We start from the raw sequence: 14,309 nt of genomic DNA, 5'->3' as shown, positions 1-14,309 counted from the left end.
TTATGAATATCAAGATCAGAGGGGCAGTGAAGGAAGACTGCGCAAGATTAATGGAACTAGTGCATGAACTGGCAGTTTTTGAGAAAGCGCCGGATGAGGTAACGGTGAGCATGGAACATTTTGAAGAAAGTGGATTTGGCGCCAACCCGGTATGGTGGGCCTTTGTAGCTTGTGTTAACAACGAAAAAGGAGAAGAGGTGATCCAAGGCTTTGCCTTATACTATATTCGTTATTCAACCTGGAAAGGTCAGCGGCTTTACCTGGAAGACCTATTGGTAAGTGAAGCCATGCGGGGCCAAGGGCTGGGTAAGTTGTTGTTTGAGCGAGTATTGCAAGAAGCCAAAGAAAAGAAATATAGCGGCATGGTATGGCAGGTATTGGATTGGAATGAACCGGCTATTAAATTCTATAAGAAATACGATGCAGTTATCGACGACGGATGGATGAATTGTGCAATTAACTTGTGAGTAGAGGCTGGTAAATAGTTGGTGTGAAGTGGTATATAAGGCAGGGATAAAAAAGAGCGGCTCATTGTGTGAACCGCTCCTATAGAATATCATTATTTATTAATCAACTCCTTCTGTTTCTACTTTTTATCAATTTTATTGATCAGTCCTTGTAAAACCTTACCGGGACCTACTTCGGAGAAACGGTAAGCGCCATCAGCAATCATAGCCTGAATGCTTTGTGTCCAACGTACGGCGCCGGTCAGCTGATCAATGATGTTCTTCTTCATTTCTTCCTTATTAATCACCGCTTTGGCAACTACATTCTGGTAAATGGGGCAAGTAGGATTGTAGAAAGTAATGGATTCAATGGCTGCTTTTAATTCTTCGCGGGCTGGTTCCATAAGGGGAGAATGGAAAGCGCCGCTTACGGGAAGTACCAATGCTCTTTTGGCACCTGCGGCTTTCATGCGTTCGACTGCTATTTCAATACCTTTCACAGATCCACTGATCACCAGTTGACCCGGGCAATTATAATTGGCGGGAACCACTATTTCACCAGTTTCAGCCTGTATGGCTGCACATATTTCTTCTACTTTGGCATCCTCAAGGGCTAATACAGCGGCCATGGTAGAGGGGGTTAATTCGCAGGCTTTTTGCATGGCCTGTGCACGAACGCTTACCAGCTTTAAGCCATCTTCAAAGCTCAGGGCGCCACTGGCTACCAGGGCCGAAAATTCGCCCAGGGAGTGACCTGCCATCATATCGGGCCTGCCTGCATCGATACCTTTAAAGGCAATTACCGAGTGCAGGAAAACAGCGGGTTGTGTAACCTTGGTTTGCTTGAGTTCCTCTTCGGTTCCCTCAAACATGATATCAGATATCCGAAAGCCCAATATTTCATTGGCTTGCTCAAATAATTTTTTAGCAAATACACTAAGGCGGTAAAGGTCTTTTCCCATTCCCGGAAATTGAGAACCCTGGCCAGGGAATACGTAAGCATGCATCATATTTAGCTATAGAGGTTTAGACGAACAAAAATGCCACAAAGACTTTAACTAACCAAAACCAGTATGGTTTTATTGTTCTAACGCTGAACTTTGAATTATTATTAACGCACGGGTAATTTATTGGGATATTTTTAGTGCAGGTCGGATGATATCAGTTTGGTAAATTCACTGCGGGTTTCATTCTTTTCAAATTCGCCCCAAAATGCGGAAGTAGTGGTGACGGAATTTTGCTTTTGCACACCACGCATCATCATGCAGAGATGGGAAGCTTCAATAACCACGGCTACTCCCAGGGGGCGCAGTGTATCTTTAATAGCATCGCGTATCTGGGTAGTTAAGCGTTCCTGAACCTGCAACCGGCGGGCAAATACATCTACCACGCGAGCGATTTTACTTAAGCCAGTAATATAACCATTGGGAATGTAAGCTACATGTGCTTTACCATAAAAAGGTAACATATGATGTTCGCACATGCTGTAGAGTTCAATGTCTTTTACGATGATCATTTCACTCACGGTTTCGCTGAACTTGGCCGAATTAAGAATAGAGTGGGCGTCCTGGCTGTATCCTTGTGTGAGGAATTGCATGGCCTTGGCCATTCTTTCGGGTGTTTTGGTTAATCCTTCACGGTCAGGATCTTCCCCCAACAAGGACAAAGCACTGCGGTAATTGTCGATCAGGCCCGAGGTGATCTTTTCATCGTATTCTTCTGATTTTCTATATGCCATACTTTTATATTTCGAATTCTGAGTTCGTAATCAAACGGGGTATTCTACAAAATTCCTTTCGGTTTCATACAAGCGTACCTGCAGGTCGAGCTTGGGGTCAATCTTTGGCCGCAGTAGATCATAAATAACCACGCAAATATTTTCGGCAGTTGGGTTCAACGTTTTAAAAAAGGTGTATCCAGGTTCAGGTTTTTATGATCCAGTTTTTCCAATACTTCTTCTTTGATAAGGTCGCTGAGTATTTTGAGGTCGATCACATAGCCGGTAACAGGATCAGGCTCCCCTACCAGTTTTACTACCAGTTCATAATTATGGCCATGAAAGTTGGGGTTGTTACACTTCCCAAACACTTCATCATTCTTAGTCATATCCCAGGCCGGATTGAAGAGGCGATGTGCCGCATTGAAATGTTCTTTCCGGAAGACTGCTACTTTCTTAGTCATGTTTCAAAAATGCTAAAATAAGAATACCAGGATGGGTTTATTGTCCTATATACGACAAAACGGGCAATCCGGTCTTAACAGGAGATACCCGGATTTGTTCATAAAAAGTACGGATGGACCTGCAGATCCTTAGTCCCCATAATATTCTACGAATATCCTGGGGTTTCATACAATTTGATGCAATGCAATTGTACTTCTTTGGGCAGATGGGGTTGCAACTGTTGCCAACAGCCATGGCGAGGTTTTCGGTGGAGCACATTTGCCCTTGCATAAAATCTACATCAAGGTTCAGGTTCTTATGATCCAATTTATCCAGTACATACTTTTCAATCAGCTTACTGAGTTGCTTTACATCAAATAAAAAGCCGGTATCGGGATTGGGTTTGCCCTTGATGGTTACAAAAGCTCATAGTTATGGCCATGCCAGTGTTCATTAGCGCATTTGCCAAATACGGTTTCATTTTTGCTCTTTGCTCCACTTGGGGTTATACAGCTTATGGGCTGCATTAAAATGTTCAACGCGGGTGAGGTACACCATAGACCACCATTATCAATTCTAAAATGCACAGGAATAATAATCCCGGATGCCGGTCAGGCGCCCGGGTTTTACAAAATCAGGCGCAAAGGTAGTATATGATGGGGATTTCAGGATATTTGCAGCATGCATATCCTGTTAATAGCAGCCACAACCTTTGAGATACAAGCAGTTACCAATTTTTTAGGAGAGCAGCGAGGGGGCTGGAAAAGTCTGCTACCGACATTCTCGTTACCGGTATTGGGAGTATGGCTACCACCTACCAGCTTAGCCGGCGCATTCAACAAAAACGGCCGGATTATATCATTCAAGGAGGCATTGGGGGAGTTTTTCAAGTCATTTTCCACCAGGACGGGTGGTATTAGTAGGCCAGGAAATGATGGGCGATCTTGGGGTGGAAGAAAATGAGGTATTCCGTGACTTGTTTGATATGGGACTACAGCAGGATGGTGAACATGCTACTACCTCAAGGTGGCTGGTGAACCCGCATATCAATAACTGGGAAAACGAGGGTTTGGCGGTGGTACGCGGGGTAACTGTCAATGAGATCAGTACGCGGGCATCGCGCATTGAGCAATTGCAACATAACTATGAAGTAACTGTTGAATCAATGGAAGGAGCGGCTTTTCATTATGTGTGCCTGCAGGAAGGTATTCCTTTTTACAAATGCGAAGTATCTCTAATTATGTAGGGGTAAGAAACAAGCAGGAATGGAAGATGAAGGAAGCTATTGAAGCGCTGAATGATCAGCTGATCAATATTTTGAAGAAAGGTATTGGTAGTTAGGTGTTCGTTAACAGGTTTAATTGAATAAGATATGAAACTTACACTGGGTTTTTCGCCCTGTCCGAATGATACTTTCATTTTTGACGCGCTGGTAAATAAGAAGATCGATACGGGGGATTTTGAGGTAGATGTTGTATTGGAAGATGTACAAACGCTCAATGAGTGGGCACTAAAGGGTAAATTGGATATTACGAAGATCAGTTATGGGGTGTTGCCGCTGGTAGTGAGTAACTATGTGGTATTGACTGCAGGTGGCGCATTGGGCAAAGGAGTTGGTCCGCTGCTAATCACGCAGGCTGGGGGTATTACTGCCGACCAGGTAAAAGACAGTACGATAGGGATTCCCGGTGAGCATACGACGGCCCATATGCTGTTTTCACTTGCATTTCCGGGAGCAGTTAAAAACAATTTGTTTTGTTTTCGCAGATAGAAGACCTGGTGATTCAGCAAAAGGTCAATGCCGGCGTTATCATTCATGAAAACCGTTTCACCTATCAGGATAAGGGACTGGTGAAGTTGATGGACCTGGGGGAATACTGGGAAGCAACAACCGGAAGCCCCATTCCATTGGGAGGTATTGTAATGAAAAGAAGTTATGACGCTGCCTTACAACAAAAGATCAATGAATTGATACGGGCCAGTGTTGAATATGCTTTTGCCCACTACCCGCTGATAACGGACTATGTAAAACAGCATTCGCAGGAGATGAGTGAAGGGGTAATGCGGCAGCATATTGACCTGTATGTAAATAATTATTCGATCGACCTGGGGGCAGCAGGAAAAGCGGCGGTGCAACAATTTCTGGATATTTACACGCGTGTACACAAAACAAATTTGCCAACAGAACAGGTGTTCTTATAAGGTGGAAGCCAGCGGCTTTGCAATAGACTTCATCCCGGCATACGGCGGGAAGGTTGACAACAGGGTAATCAATAGAATAGTCGGTTTATTATTATTTCTTCAACGCTTTTGCATAGACCTCCAGGCATCGTTTACGAGCCAGTTCATGGATGAACTCCACCCTGCGGTCGGCTTTCACGTCCAGTTTGTTGAGTATATTTCAGTCAAGATAAAGTGAGGAATAACGGGTAATCCTTGTTTGAGTGCCTGGTAAAGCCCGGCATTGTCATTAAGGCGCAGGTCTCGGCGAAACCAAAATATATTGACGGCAGTTGGGACCAATGTAAGTGGATTTTGGGATGATATATCGATACAAGGGTCAAGATATTTACATCTACCTAATCGATCCGGCTTGTGAAAATGAAATGAAGTGAAGGGGGATGGAGGTTAAACAGTTTGTCGCCTGTTTAATCCCACAGTGGCTTTACATATTTATTGTAGAGCAGGGTAGCCAATTGGTTCTTGTATTGTTTATGGCGGTACTGGCCTACCCATTTGATGCCCTGGATGGCATTGGTAAGAAACAATTCATCGGCCTGGCTGAGCATTTCGGGTGTGAGGGGTTCTTGTTGAATGGGATAATGGCTGACCGTATTTTCGAGTAGGTACCGGCGCATCACGCCTCCTACTCCGGCTTCGGACAAGGGTGGCGTAAAGATACGGCCATCTTTTACCCAAAACACATTGGCAATGGTAGAATCGCAAATGCGACCTTCGGTATTGAGCAGGAGGCAGTCGTTGAGCTGGTTGTTTTTGGCATGGATTGATGCCAGTACATAAGGCAGGTAATTATTGGATTTGATATTGGCCAATATGTCGAAGTGTTTGCTGGCCTGGGTATAAATGTCTACCACCAGGCCATTTTCATGGATGGCGGGAGGCACAGGGAGTGGCCAGGCTTCAATAATGATATTGGGTGTATGGTTTTCGGGATCGTACAGTCCACCATTGCCACGTACCAGGTTGAGGCGTACGCGTGCCGACTGGTCAATATTCATTTTCCGGCAAAGGGCAAGGATGGCTTCGGCCAGTGCCGGGGAGTAAGCAAGGAGGGGCGCTGAAATTGGAGTACAGTGAGGCCCTGGAACAAGCGCTCAAAGTGGAGGTCCTGTAATACGATGCGGCCCTGTACGACGCGCATGGTTTCAAAAAGACCATCGCCATATCGAAGGCCACGGTTTCCTGCGGCGACTAGTGGGTCGTCCGCAGGAAGTATTTTACCATTGAAGTGAATGTAATTGATCACTATTGTGGTTGGTCGATGATGCCGTTCTTCACAGCATACATTACCAGGCCTGCCATGGATTTGGCGCCGGTTTTTGTTTTGAGTTTATCGCGTATGGCTTCCACGGTACGGGGACTGATCTCAACAATATCGGCAATCTCTTTAGTTGTTTTTTCCTCGCACATCAGTTTCAATACACGTGTTTCTTTATCGGAGAGATTCACCTCCTGCGGGCTGGCCAGGTCGGTACGTTTGGTACGGAGGCCGGTGAGGAGGGCTTTATTGGTCAATTCATTAAAGAAGAATTCCTGTTCGTAACAGGTTTTAATGGCCTGGTAGATGGTTTCGGAATCGGAATTCTTGGTGAGGTAGGAATTAGCGCCAATTTCCATGAGTTTACTGATCATGGAATGATCGTTGTGCATGGACAGGATGATCACTTTTGCATCGGGGCGAACTTTCCTGATCTCGGGAAGTGTTTGTATGCCATCCATGATGGGCATCTGGATATCGAGTAAAATAACGTCGGGCTCGATGTGTTTGAGGAGGTTCAGCAGTTGCATTCCATTGTCCGCTTCGGCAATCAATTCCACGTCCCGCTTGGAAGAAAGGGAAGTTTTGACCCCTGCCCGGAAGAGGGCATGGTCATCCGCAATAGCTACTTTGATTACCTTATCAATGTTTTTCATTCGGGTTGTATTTTAAAATATAAGGGGTACGGCTCAATTCAGCGAACAAAATGCGAAAATTTCGTGAGAAATACTATAGGATGTTTACGAAATTATACTAATTAATAATATAGTCGAAACTAATTTTAAATGGGATAAATACGATTGAATATAAGGTGTTTTTTCATCACTTCATGGGTTTGTTACGATTGGATTAGTAAAAACCGACATGTTAAAATGAAGCAAATATGCTCTTGTCCACATAGTTATCCACAATTACTTTTGTTATAGAAGTTGATTGACGAGGATTAGCAACCTCAGACCGTCCAATGTCCTTTAAATAACCGTCCAGAAAGAATTCTAATATTCTATGAAACCAGCTAAAATCCAATGTCAGTCAACTTTCTTTTCTTTTTTTGCCTGTTAAATAGTAACCCATACCTAGACCATAAGGCGATCACACCCTTTGAAAACCAAGCTTTCCAGTTTTTAGCCTGAACAACGATTAAGGTCCAATAAATCCTAACAAACCCGACCAATCCATTCCTGTGAAAGGAGCCGTTTAACATCCAAGTAATCCGGAAAAAACCAACAAGGTTAACGAGCCCCTGAGATGAAATTTTTTTGCGTGAAAAGGCGATGCTGCGAGGTGTCGTCTTTTTGTTTTTAGGGCTACGTCCTGCGATCAAAACCAAACCTGGTGGCGCAGGATAACCATGTTGAATTTTAAAAGCTTCCTACCCTTACCCAGCCGCTGCCCGAAGTGAAGGTTAGCAGGTTCGCTCTTCCTGTTATCCCTCAAGCGAAAACTCCTTTGGCAGTAACTGATAGAGCAAATCTACAGCAGCTTTGGCTCCTGCTTTTCAAAAATGGGTCGGTCTCCCCGGAAACCTGGGACGAACGCCTAATGTTTTGGGACGAACAGTATTTTCTCCTCAAAAATGCTGGCGATCTGGGACGGAAGGAGGAAACACCTGGGACGAACAGCCAATGTCCAGGGACGATCGACACAAAAACATCATTTGTTCTCTTTGCTTCCCCGGGTTCTCCTCAATGCTTCCTCAATTGAGTCTCGGGCCCCGAGGAAGCAATGAGGACCCAAAGAGGAGGAACAGTGGACTCATCAAGGTACCATTGAGGCAAAACGCTGATTTTGTCTGTCTCGTCGTAAAATAGCTCTATGGATCCCTGGATCAAAAAAGTTAATAGCAAACACGGCATGCGCTGATATGGCCAGCGAAGGCTGAAAAACAGGAGGGGAGTAAACAGCTTATTGATCGTGTTGTACGGTAATGCATAAATGCAGCCTATCAGTTGACAGGCTGGCAACCAGAAATAGTCTTGTGTATAGGTACTTGCCAACCAGTTAGGCAGGGCCCCTGGCAGTACTAATCGTTAAGTATTGTTTAAATCGACTACTGAACGATCACTCTTGTATTGCTTACAACAACTCCCAGGGAATTACGAACGGCCACCATATACATGCCCTTAGCCTGGTGACCCGGTATTTGCAAGCGCAGAAAATTGACACCCGCTTGCGCTAAATAGGTACGTTGGCTAATCAGACTACCCTGGCTATTGTAGATAGCAAAATGATATTGTTCACCAGTTTTCGCTTCCAACTGCACAGGAATATCTTTATTAACAAGGGAGGGAATGAACACAGATAATGGTCCACCTGCCTGGTTGATACCAATGATACGTGAATGGCTCTTACTACCATTCACTGCAGTTTGTAGTAACCTATAATAGATCCTTCCGGACCCACTTGTTCTATCAATAAAAGAATAATTGAGCACTTCTGGTTGCGCTTGCACATTGCCCAAGGCTCCCCATGTAGTACCGTCGGTACTTCTTTGCACCTCAAATTGAACAACCTCCTTTTCGTCGGCAATGGTCCAATCCAAGCGTACACCTTCTATTGTCTTTTTAGCAGTGAAGTCCAATAACCTTATGGGTAATGTAATAAGACCTGTTTCAAAAAAGGATTTAAAGTAAATACAGGTATGGCGAGGGTCGGTGGCAGATTTTTGTGAGATGGAGCCATTCCTATAGTAGATAGTACTTACGTTCGAAAAGTTCATCTGGAACATAAACTTTCTAGCGGCTGTATCAATACTGGGTACGGTGGTCACTACACCTGTAGCTGTGGAATTCACCCCGTCAAAAGAAACAGTGAGCAGGGTATTCGGATCAACAGCATAAGCACCAGGCGTGGAGGCTACAATAAACTCCCGCAGCTTACTGTTATCACCATCAATATCTATGGCGGTAATGGCCAGACAAGACAATAAAGTATCCACATTGGTGCCTCCTTTCTTGAAAGTAATTTTCCAATCCAGGTAGGAAGTAGTGTTTCCAGCCGCTGTTACGTAAGGCTGCCAGGCGTCAGGATAACCTTGTGTAGTGTTGTCCATATCGCTTAGTGCAGCACCGTTCGTCAGGGCCATAATCTGGATAGTAGCATCGACACCAGTGGTAACATTGGAAAAACGGTATATAGCGCCAACTTGCCGGCTCACTCCACTAACCAATACGGGATTTCTAAACGTCATGGAAGGCGGGATACACTGTGAGGAAGCTGCCGTTGATAGCAGGATCACACTTACGAGTGTAACACTATATAAATGGACTATGCGCCTTGAAAAGGCGCGATATGATACAATGAGGGCATTGAATGCATGGGTACAGTTAGGGTACATAGGTATGAATTTAACACGGAATCCAGGACAAGGTTATAAAAACATTTACTAAAAGAAGCAATTGGTAGAGAATGTTGACAACTGATTCAGCGCTATCGTATTACTACGATACAACTGGATATGGCAACATATCTAAGAGCGTTATTTACAGTTGTTATAACAAAAAATATAGTCTATAGGAGATATTATTAACTTTAACTATATGCTACAAGTGATCAATGACGAAAAACATCCTCGCTGGTTTTCATTCAACAACTGTATGAAGCATCTTTCCCATTGCAGGAAAGAAAGGAATGGAAGGAGGTATTTAAATTATTGTCGCATGCACCCATGCAACTAACAGTGATACAAGAAACCGGAGTGGATATAGGTTTTGCAATTATCGCAAGGGAGAAGCAGGGATACCCATGCAGCTTATGAGCATCCCTTCCATTACCCGCGCGGAAGAGATGGATGAAATTGCGCAGGCTATAAAAACTGCCGTTTATGAGGCCTTTTACTGATTGCATTATGAAAATATGCCCTGATAGCAAGAAATCACTACGACAATAAGTTAAGGCATGAACAAACCCATTCATTTAAGCTTATCACTTCATAGGTGGGGTATATTAAGAAGCGATATTACTGGAAGATTCCCTTTGTTTTTTTATATTGTGGGGTATGAATGGACTTCCGCTGCGTTGGAAAGTATTCCGGCTAATGTGTATTCTTCAATTGATCATGGTATTGTATTCGGTGGTAATGAGTTCTATTCGCTTGTTCGGGGTAAAAATACCTGGAGTGAGCTGATAGGAGTGATCAGTTATGTATTGATCTTCCTGTTTCTTTGCCTGGGCTTGTCGATATTAAACGATAATTTCCCGGATAATCCGCTTACGTTAACTCAAAAGCGGCGTTTTAATATACTGTTCCTGGTAAATTTCATTCTAATTGCTTTCCTGTTTGCCAAAACGGTGGCTGTTTGGCGAATCATGCCTTTTATCAATATTGGTACGATTATAAAGAGTAGTTTATTTTTCAATTTGCTGTTCTTTATCTTCCAGACTATCGTTCTTTTGTATTCCATCTTTTATTCCTGTATGGGATGTACCGGCTGCGGCAATTAATACATCAGAATACGGTTACAGGCTGGTACCAACAATTTGACCATCAGGATACTCAATAGGCCTCTAAAATGTAATATTGATTATGTTGCCGTTAAAATGGAAAATATTTCGTGTATTTAGTTACCTGCATATGACCTGTACGGTTTTAATTGCAGTTTTAGCCCTGGCCATCATACTGGATACAGGCTTGCGTTTTCAAACTAAAGATGATATACTGGCGCTGTTAACGTTGCTTTTTGTACCTACTATCTTACTGGGCAATAGTAGTGTTAATTTATTCCTGCTTGAAAAATTTTACCCTGACCGGTTACCAGGCAAAAAGTTGCGGGTATTTTCGGTGGTACTGTTTATTTTATGTCTCTTAGTAACGATCCTGGCATTGGCGTTGGCAGCAATCGCTTTTTATGAAATCTCCTCTAGAAAAACAATTCGCTGCAACAGAATTTAATTGGCTACCTGGTAGCAACTGTCATAGCGGTGATGGGATTAACAGGCAGCTATATTTTATGGAGTCAAATATCGCTTCGGAAAGCTATCCGCCGCAATTATGAGGCCTCTCTTAACAATTTCCTGAATAGTGATTAGGAGGAAGCGAGATCTGTCATTCGTTCACTAAATTGTTCCATCACCAATGGCCAGCAGGCCGTACATTTGACTATGCGTAAACTCCTGTTCATTTTAACCCTAACAATTTGTCTGATTTCCTGCAAGAAAGGAAAGGAAGATACAAGCACTTATGAGAAAAAGGCAATATTGCTTATGGAGCTGATCCCAAACAAGTAATGGACCTCTATCTACCTACTAATGGGAATAGTAGTTCAACCAAATTAATGATCCTGATCCATGGCGGGGCCTGGGCAGATGGCGACAAGGCGGACTTTGATGAATATATCACTGAATTGCAACGCAGGCTGCCTGATTATGCCTTTGCTAATATCAACTACCGGTTGTATAGTAGTACGGGACAAAATAAATTCCCGGCCCAGGAGGAGGATGTAAAAGCGGCAGTTGGTTTTCTGTTGAATAAATCGGGGATTATAAATACTCTCAAAACTTCATCCTGCTGGGCGCCAGCGCGGGCGGCCAACTGGCCTTGTTGCAAGCTTATAAGTATGGTAATACTGCCAAACCCAAGGCAGTGATCAGTTTTTTCGGGCCTACGGATTTTACTTATCTGTACAACAATCCCGGAATGCCCATTGTACCTACGTTACTGGCAACTATTATTGGCGCTACGCCTACGCAAAATGCAGCCTTGTATAATTCTTATAGTCCTATCAATTTTGTAACGGCCCAATCAGCTCATACGCTATTGTTGCAAGGAGGGAAAGACGAACTGGTGCCGCCTGCTCAAGCAACGCGCCTGGTAACCAAACTCAACGATGCGGGGGTTCCCAATGAATATGTTTTTTACCCTACAGAGGGGCATAGTTGGACAGGCCCTAACCTTGACGACTCGTTTAACAAAGTAGAGGCCTTCATCAGGAAGCACGTACCCTAATAATATTGCCCTTTTTTTTGATTTTGCTTACCTTGTCGGCATGAAAAACACATTGCCGCCATTGGCAGAGCGTATGCGTCCTGAAACATTGGACGACCTGGTGGGACAAGAGCATCTTGCCGGCAAAGGAAGCATTTTACGTACTGCCATAGAACAGGGTAAAGTACCTTCGATGATCCTGTGGGGACCTCCGGGTACCGGGAAAACTACGATTGCCAATATTATAGCACATACCTTACAGGCCCCTTTCTTCACGCTAAGCGCTATTAGTGCGGGTGTGAAAGATGTGCGGGAGGCGATAGATACTGCCAAAAGTATACAAAAGGGTATTCTGTTCATTGATGAGATCCACCGGTTCAATAAGGGGCAACAGGATGCCTTATTAGGGGCTGTAGAAAAGGGTATTGTCACGCTGATTGAGCTACCACAGAAAACCCTTCTTTTGAAGTAAATAGTGCCTTGCTGAGTCGCTGCCAGGTGTATGTATTGAAATCATTGGAGGAAAAAGACCTGGTGAAATTATTGCACCTGGCAATGGAAAGGGATGAGGTATTATCTCAAAAGAAAATTGAACTGCAGGAAACTGAGGCACTGATCAATATTTCGGGTGGTGACGCCCGGAAATTGCTGAACTTGTTTGAACTGGTAGTAGAAAGCCTCCCACCCCGTAGCGCTGATGGCGCAATTGTTATCACGGATGAACAAGTGATGGGTATTGCGCAACAACGTATAGCCTTGTACGATAAAAGTGGAGAACAGCACTATGATATTATATCAGCCTTTATTAAGTCGGTACGGGGGAGTGATCCCAATGGTGCAGTATATTGGCTGGCACGGATGATTGAAGGGGTGAAGACGTTAAATTCATTGCACGACGGATGGTGATACTGGCCAGTGAGGATATTGGTAATGCCAATCCTACAGCGCTTGTAATGGCCAATGCTACTTTTGATGCAGTAACGAAAATAGGTTACCCCGAATCGCGGATCATTTTATCGCAATGTGCAGTATACCTGGCAGCCTCGGCCAAAAGTAATGCCTCTTATATGGCCATTGACGCAGCATTGGCAGCAGTACGCCAACATGGGGACCTCCCAGTGCCCCTGCATATCCGTAATGCGCCAACCAAGCTAATGAAGAATATGGGATATGGTAAAATTACCAGTATTCGCATAGTTATGATAACAATTTTTCGGCCCAGGAATACCTGCCCTCTGATCTTGCCGGCAGCAAGTTTTATGATCCTGGCAGAAATGCGCGGGAAGAGGAGCTACGCCGCTATCTGAAAAATCTTTGGGGAGATAAATATGGGTATTAGCTATTCAGCCTTTTGCTTTACCAGTACTTAACGGGTCATTAACTCAATAAACAAGGAAAGTATACATTTATTCATGCAATTTGCTCATCTGCTGTTGCGGTGATTACCGGCCTTTTTATCTTTATCATCATGATTATGAGTACAACGCTTACCTGGACCTGCAAGCCATTTGATGAATTGACAACGCGGGAGCTCTATGCTTTGTTGCAATTGCGAAGTGAAGTATTTGTAGTGGAGCAAAACTGTGTATTTCAGGATATGGATGACAAGGATCAATATTCCTGGCATTTGATGGGTTGGCACAATAATCTGTTAGCAGCCTATACACGTTTAGTGCCTGCGGGCATTTCGTTTCAGGAAGTATCGATTGGGCGTGTAGTTACTTCTCCCAAAATGAGAAAATCAGGAGCGGGACGAACATTGATGAATAAATCTATAGAAACTACGCATCGTATTTTTGGCAAGCAGGCAATTCGCATCGGGGCCCAGCTCTATCTCAAAAAGTTTTATGAATCCTTTGGTTTTCAACAATCCAGCGACATTTATTTAGAAGATGGTATTGAACACATCGAAATGTTACTAACCTAAATCTCCTTTTGCTGCTATAGTAAAACTCCTAATAAGCATTTATTTTTCCGCACTGCACACAAAAAGAAATATTTCTGCGTTTTCTTGTAAGGAAATTCTGCGGCTATTATTTTAGTCGCCGGATCCACAGACCATCTGAAAACTAAATCTGATATTCCATGAAACAGTATCTACACGCTTCTGTGCGGAAGTGTTGTGCACTAACGCTTATTATCCTGTCAGCAAACTTTTCTTCGTTTAGCCAAATTGGTGAAAGCACTTCTTATTGGGAAATAGGCCTTACAGTAGGTCCTGGTAACTTCCTGGGCGACCTGGGGGAACACAGGGCAAGGGTACAACCTTCCTAAAAGACA

20 protein-coding genes and 2 pseudogenes are annotated in these 14,309 nt (G+C 43.8%); 13 read left to right on the top strand and 9 right to left on the bottom strand.

Going from position 1 to position 14,309, the window contains the following annotated elements; all coding sequences use genetic code 11:
• Nucleotides 1-2 precede the first annotated feature (2 nt).
• Nucleotides 3-467 (top strand): GNAT family N-acetyltransferase, encoded by a 465-nt coding sequence (locus RS881_RS10830; RefSeq protein WP_315821088.1) that lies wholly within the window; start codon nucleotides 3-5, stop codon nucleotides 465-467.
• Nucleotides 468-586: 119 nt separating this feature from the next.
• Here RS881_RS10830 and fabD read toward each other — a convergent pair whose 3' ends face one another.
• The 4 genes and pseudogenes from fabD to RS881_RS10810 form a co-directional block, all read right to left on the bottom strand.
• A complete protein-coding gene (gene fabD / locus RS881_RS10825) occupies nucleotides 587-1,456 on the bottom strand; it encodes an ACP S-malonyltransferase (RefSeq protein WP_315821087.1) in 870 nt (289 codons plus the stop codon).
• Nucleotides 1,457-1,587: 131 nt separating this feature from the next.
• The gene (gene folE / locus RS881_RS10820) at nucleotides 1,588-2,184 is read right to left on the bottom strand and encodes a GTP cyclohydrolase I FolE (protein ID WP_315821086.1); all 597 of its coding nucleotides are present in this window, start codon (nucleotides 2,182-2,184) and stop codon (nucleotides 1,588-1,590) included.
• Between the two features lie 30 nt (nucleotides 2,185-2,214).
• Nucleotides 2,215-2,552, bottom strand: a pseudogene (locus tag RS881_RS10815) (6-pyruvoyl trahydropterin synthase family protein).
• 112 nt (nucleotides 2,553-2,664) lie between these two features.
• Entirely contained in the window at nucleotides 2,665-3,021 is a 357-nt protein-coding gene (locus tag RS881_RS10810; protein ID WP_315824428.1) for a 6-pyruvoyl trahydropterin synthase family protein, read from the bottom strand.
• Between the two features lie 496 nt (nucleotides 3,022-3,517).
• Here RS881_RS10810 and RS881_RS10805 point away from each other — a divergent pair, with 496 nt between their 5' ends.
• The 3 genes from RS881_RS10805 (at nucleotide 3,518) to RS881_RS10795 (ending at nucleotide 4,809) form a co-directional block, all read left to right on the top strand.
• The gene (locus RS881_RS10805) at nucleotides 3,518-3,853 is read left to right on the top strand and encodes a nucleoside phosphorylase-I family protein (RefSeq protein WP_315821085.1); all 336 of its coding nucleotides are present in this window, start codon (nucleotides 3,518-3,520) and stop codon (nucleotides 3,851-3,853) included.
• A 126-nt stretch (nucleotides 3,854-3,979) separates the two neighbouring features.
• Nucleotides 3,980-4,378 (top strand): MqnA/MqnD/SBP family protein, encoded by a 399-nt coding sequence (locus RS881_RS10800; RefSeq protein WP_315821084.1) that lies wholly within the window; start codon nucleotides 3,980-3,982, stop codon nucleotides 4,376-4,378.
• Nucleotides 4,363-4,809: an MqnA/MqnD/SBP family protein gene (locus tag RS881_RS10795; protein WP_315821083.1), complete on the top strand. Its 447-nt coding sequence runs from the start codon at nucleotides 4,363-4,365 to the stop codon at nucleotides 4,807-4,809. Before RS881_RS10800 ends, RS881_RS10795 begins: the two co-directional genes overlap by 16 nt.
• A 174-nt stretch (nucleotides 4,810-4,983) precedes the next feature.
• Here RS881_RS10795 and RS881_RS10790 read toward each other — a convergent pair whose 3' ends face one another.
• The 5 genes from RS881_RS10790 to RS881_RS10770 form a co-directional block, all read right to left on the bottom strand.
• Nucleotides 4,984-5,130 carry a deoxyribodipyrimidine photo-lyase gene (locus tag RS881_RS10790; RefSeq protein WP_315821082.1) on the bottom strand — a complete coding sequence of 49 codons (147 nt, stop codon included), beginning with the start codon at nucleotides 5,128-5,130 and terminating at the stop codon, nucleotides 4,984-4,986.
• Between the two features lie 125 nt (nucleotides 5,131-5,255).
• Nucleotides 5,256-5,846 carry an aminotransferase class IV gene (locus tag RS881_RS10785; RefSeq protein ID WP_315821081.1) on the bottom strand — a complete coding sequence of 197 codons (591 nt, stop codon included), beginning with the start codon at nucleotides 5,844-5,846 and terminating at the stop codon, nucleotides 5,256-5,258.
• Nucleotides 5,843-6,094: a hypothetical protein gene (locus tag RS881_RS10780; protein WP_315821080.1), complete on the bottom strand. Its 252-nt coding sequence runs from the start codon at nucleotides 6,092-6,094 to the stop codon at nucleotides 5,843-5,845. The genes RS881_RS10785 and RS881_RS10780 overlap by 4 nt, the downstream gene beginning before the upstream one ends.
• Complete coding sequence (locus RS881_RS10775; protein ID WP_119053687.1) at nucleotides 6,094-6,762, bottom strand: response regulator transcription factor; 669 nt, start codon at nucleotides 6,760-6,762, stop codon at nucleotides 6,094-6,096. Before RS881_RS10775 ends, RS881_RS10780 begins: the two co-directional genes overlap by 1 nt.
• 1,394 nt (nucleotides 6,763-8,156) lie before the next feature.
• Entirely contained in the window at nucleotides 8,157-9,344 is a 1,188-nt protein-coding gene (locus tag RS881_RS10770) for a T9SS type A sorting domain-containing protein (RefSeq protein ID WP_315821079.1), read from the bottom strand.
• Between the two features lie 737 nt (nucleotides 9,345-10,081).
• Between RS881_RS10770 and RS881_RS10765 the strand changes: the two genes are divergently transcribed.
• The 9 genes and pseudogenes from RS881_RS10765 (at nucleotide 10,082) to RS881_RS10725 (ending at nucleotide 14,303) form a co-directional block, all read left to right on the top strand.
• Nucleotides 10,082-10,549 (top strand): hypothetical protein, encoded by a 468-nt coding sequence (locus tag RS881_RS10765; protein WP_315821078.1) that lies wholly within the window; start codon nucleotides 10,082-10,084, stop codon nucleotides 10,547-10,549.
• Nucleotides 10,550-10,631: 82 nt separating this feature from the next.
• Nucleotides 10,632-10,997, top strand: coding sequence for a hypothetical protein (locus RS881_RS10760; protein ID WP_315821077.1), 366 nt, complete (start codon nucleotides 10,632-10,634; stop codon nucleotides 10,995-10,997).
• Nucleotides 10,998-11,331: 334 nt separating this feature from the next.
• The gene (locus tag RS881_RS10755) at nucleotides 11,332-11,691 is read left to right on the top strand and encodes an alpha/beta hydrolase (protein WP_315821076.1); all 360 of its coding nucleotides are present in this window, start codon (nucleotides 11,332-11,334) and stop codon (nucleotides 11,689-11,691) included.
• Nucleotides 11,643-12,050, top strand: a complete 408-nt coding sequence (locus tag RS881_RS10750) for an alpha/beta hydrolase family protein (RefSeq protein ID WP_315821075.1) — start codon at nucleotides 11,643-11,645, stop codon at nucleotides 12,048-12,050. Before RS881_RS10755 ends, RS881_RS10750 begins: the two co-directional genes overlap by 49 nt.
• A 40-nt stretch (nucleotides 12,051-12,090) precedes the next feature.
• Nucleotides 12,091-12,501, top strand: a complete 411-nt coding sequence (locus tag RS881_RS10745) for an AAA family ATPase (RefSeq protein ID WP_315821074.1) — start codon at nucleotides 12,091-12,093, stop codon at nucleotides 12,499-12,501.
• An 8-nt stretch (nucleotides 12,502-12,509) separates the two neighbouring features.
• Nucleotides 12,510-12,935, top strand: coding sequence for a hypothetical protein (locus RS881_RS10740; RefSeq protein ID WP_315821073.1), 426 nt, complete (start codon nucleotides 12,510-12,512; stop codon nucleotides 12,933-12,935).
• A pseudogene (locus RS881_RS10735) lies at nucleotides 12,929-13,368 on the top strand (AAA family ATPase). Before RS881_RS10740 ends, RS881_RS10735 begins: the two are co-directional and overlap by 7 nt.
• A gap of 99 nt (nucleotides 13,369-13,467) precedes the next feature.
• Entirely contained in the window at nucleotides 13,468-13,956 is a 489-nt protein-coding gene (locus RS881_RS10730; protein WP_315821072.1) for a GNAT family N-acetyltransferase, read from the top strand.
• Nucleotides 13,957-14,114: 158 nt separating this feature from the next.
• On the top strand, nucleotides 14,115-14,303 hold the full coding sequence (locus RS881_RS10725; protein WP_315821071.1) for a hypothetical protein: 189 nt from the start codon (nucleotides 14,115-14,117) through the stop codon (nucleotides 14,301-14,303).
• Nucleotides 14,304-14,309 lie beyond the last annotated feature (6 nt).

It is taken from the genome of Paraflavitalea speifideaquila (genome assembly GCF_032395985.1).
Classification (GTDB): domain Bacteria; phylum Bacteroidota; class Bacteroidia; order Chitinophagales; family Chitinophagaceae; genus Paraflavitalea; species Paraflavitalea speifideaquila.
Note: the sequence above shows the minus strand (reverse complement) of the source record. Positions and strands in the feature narration are given on the sequence as shown.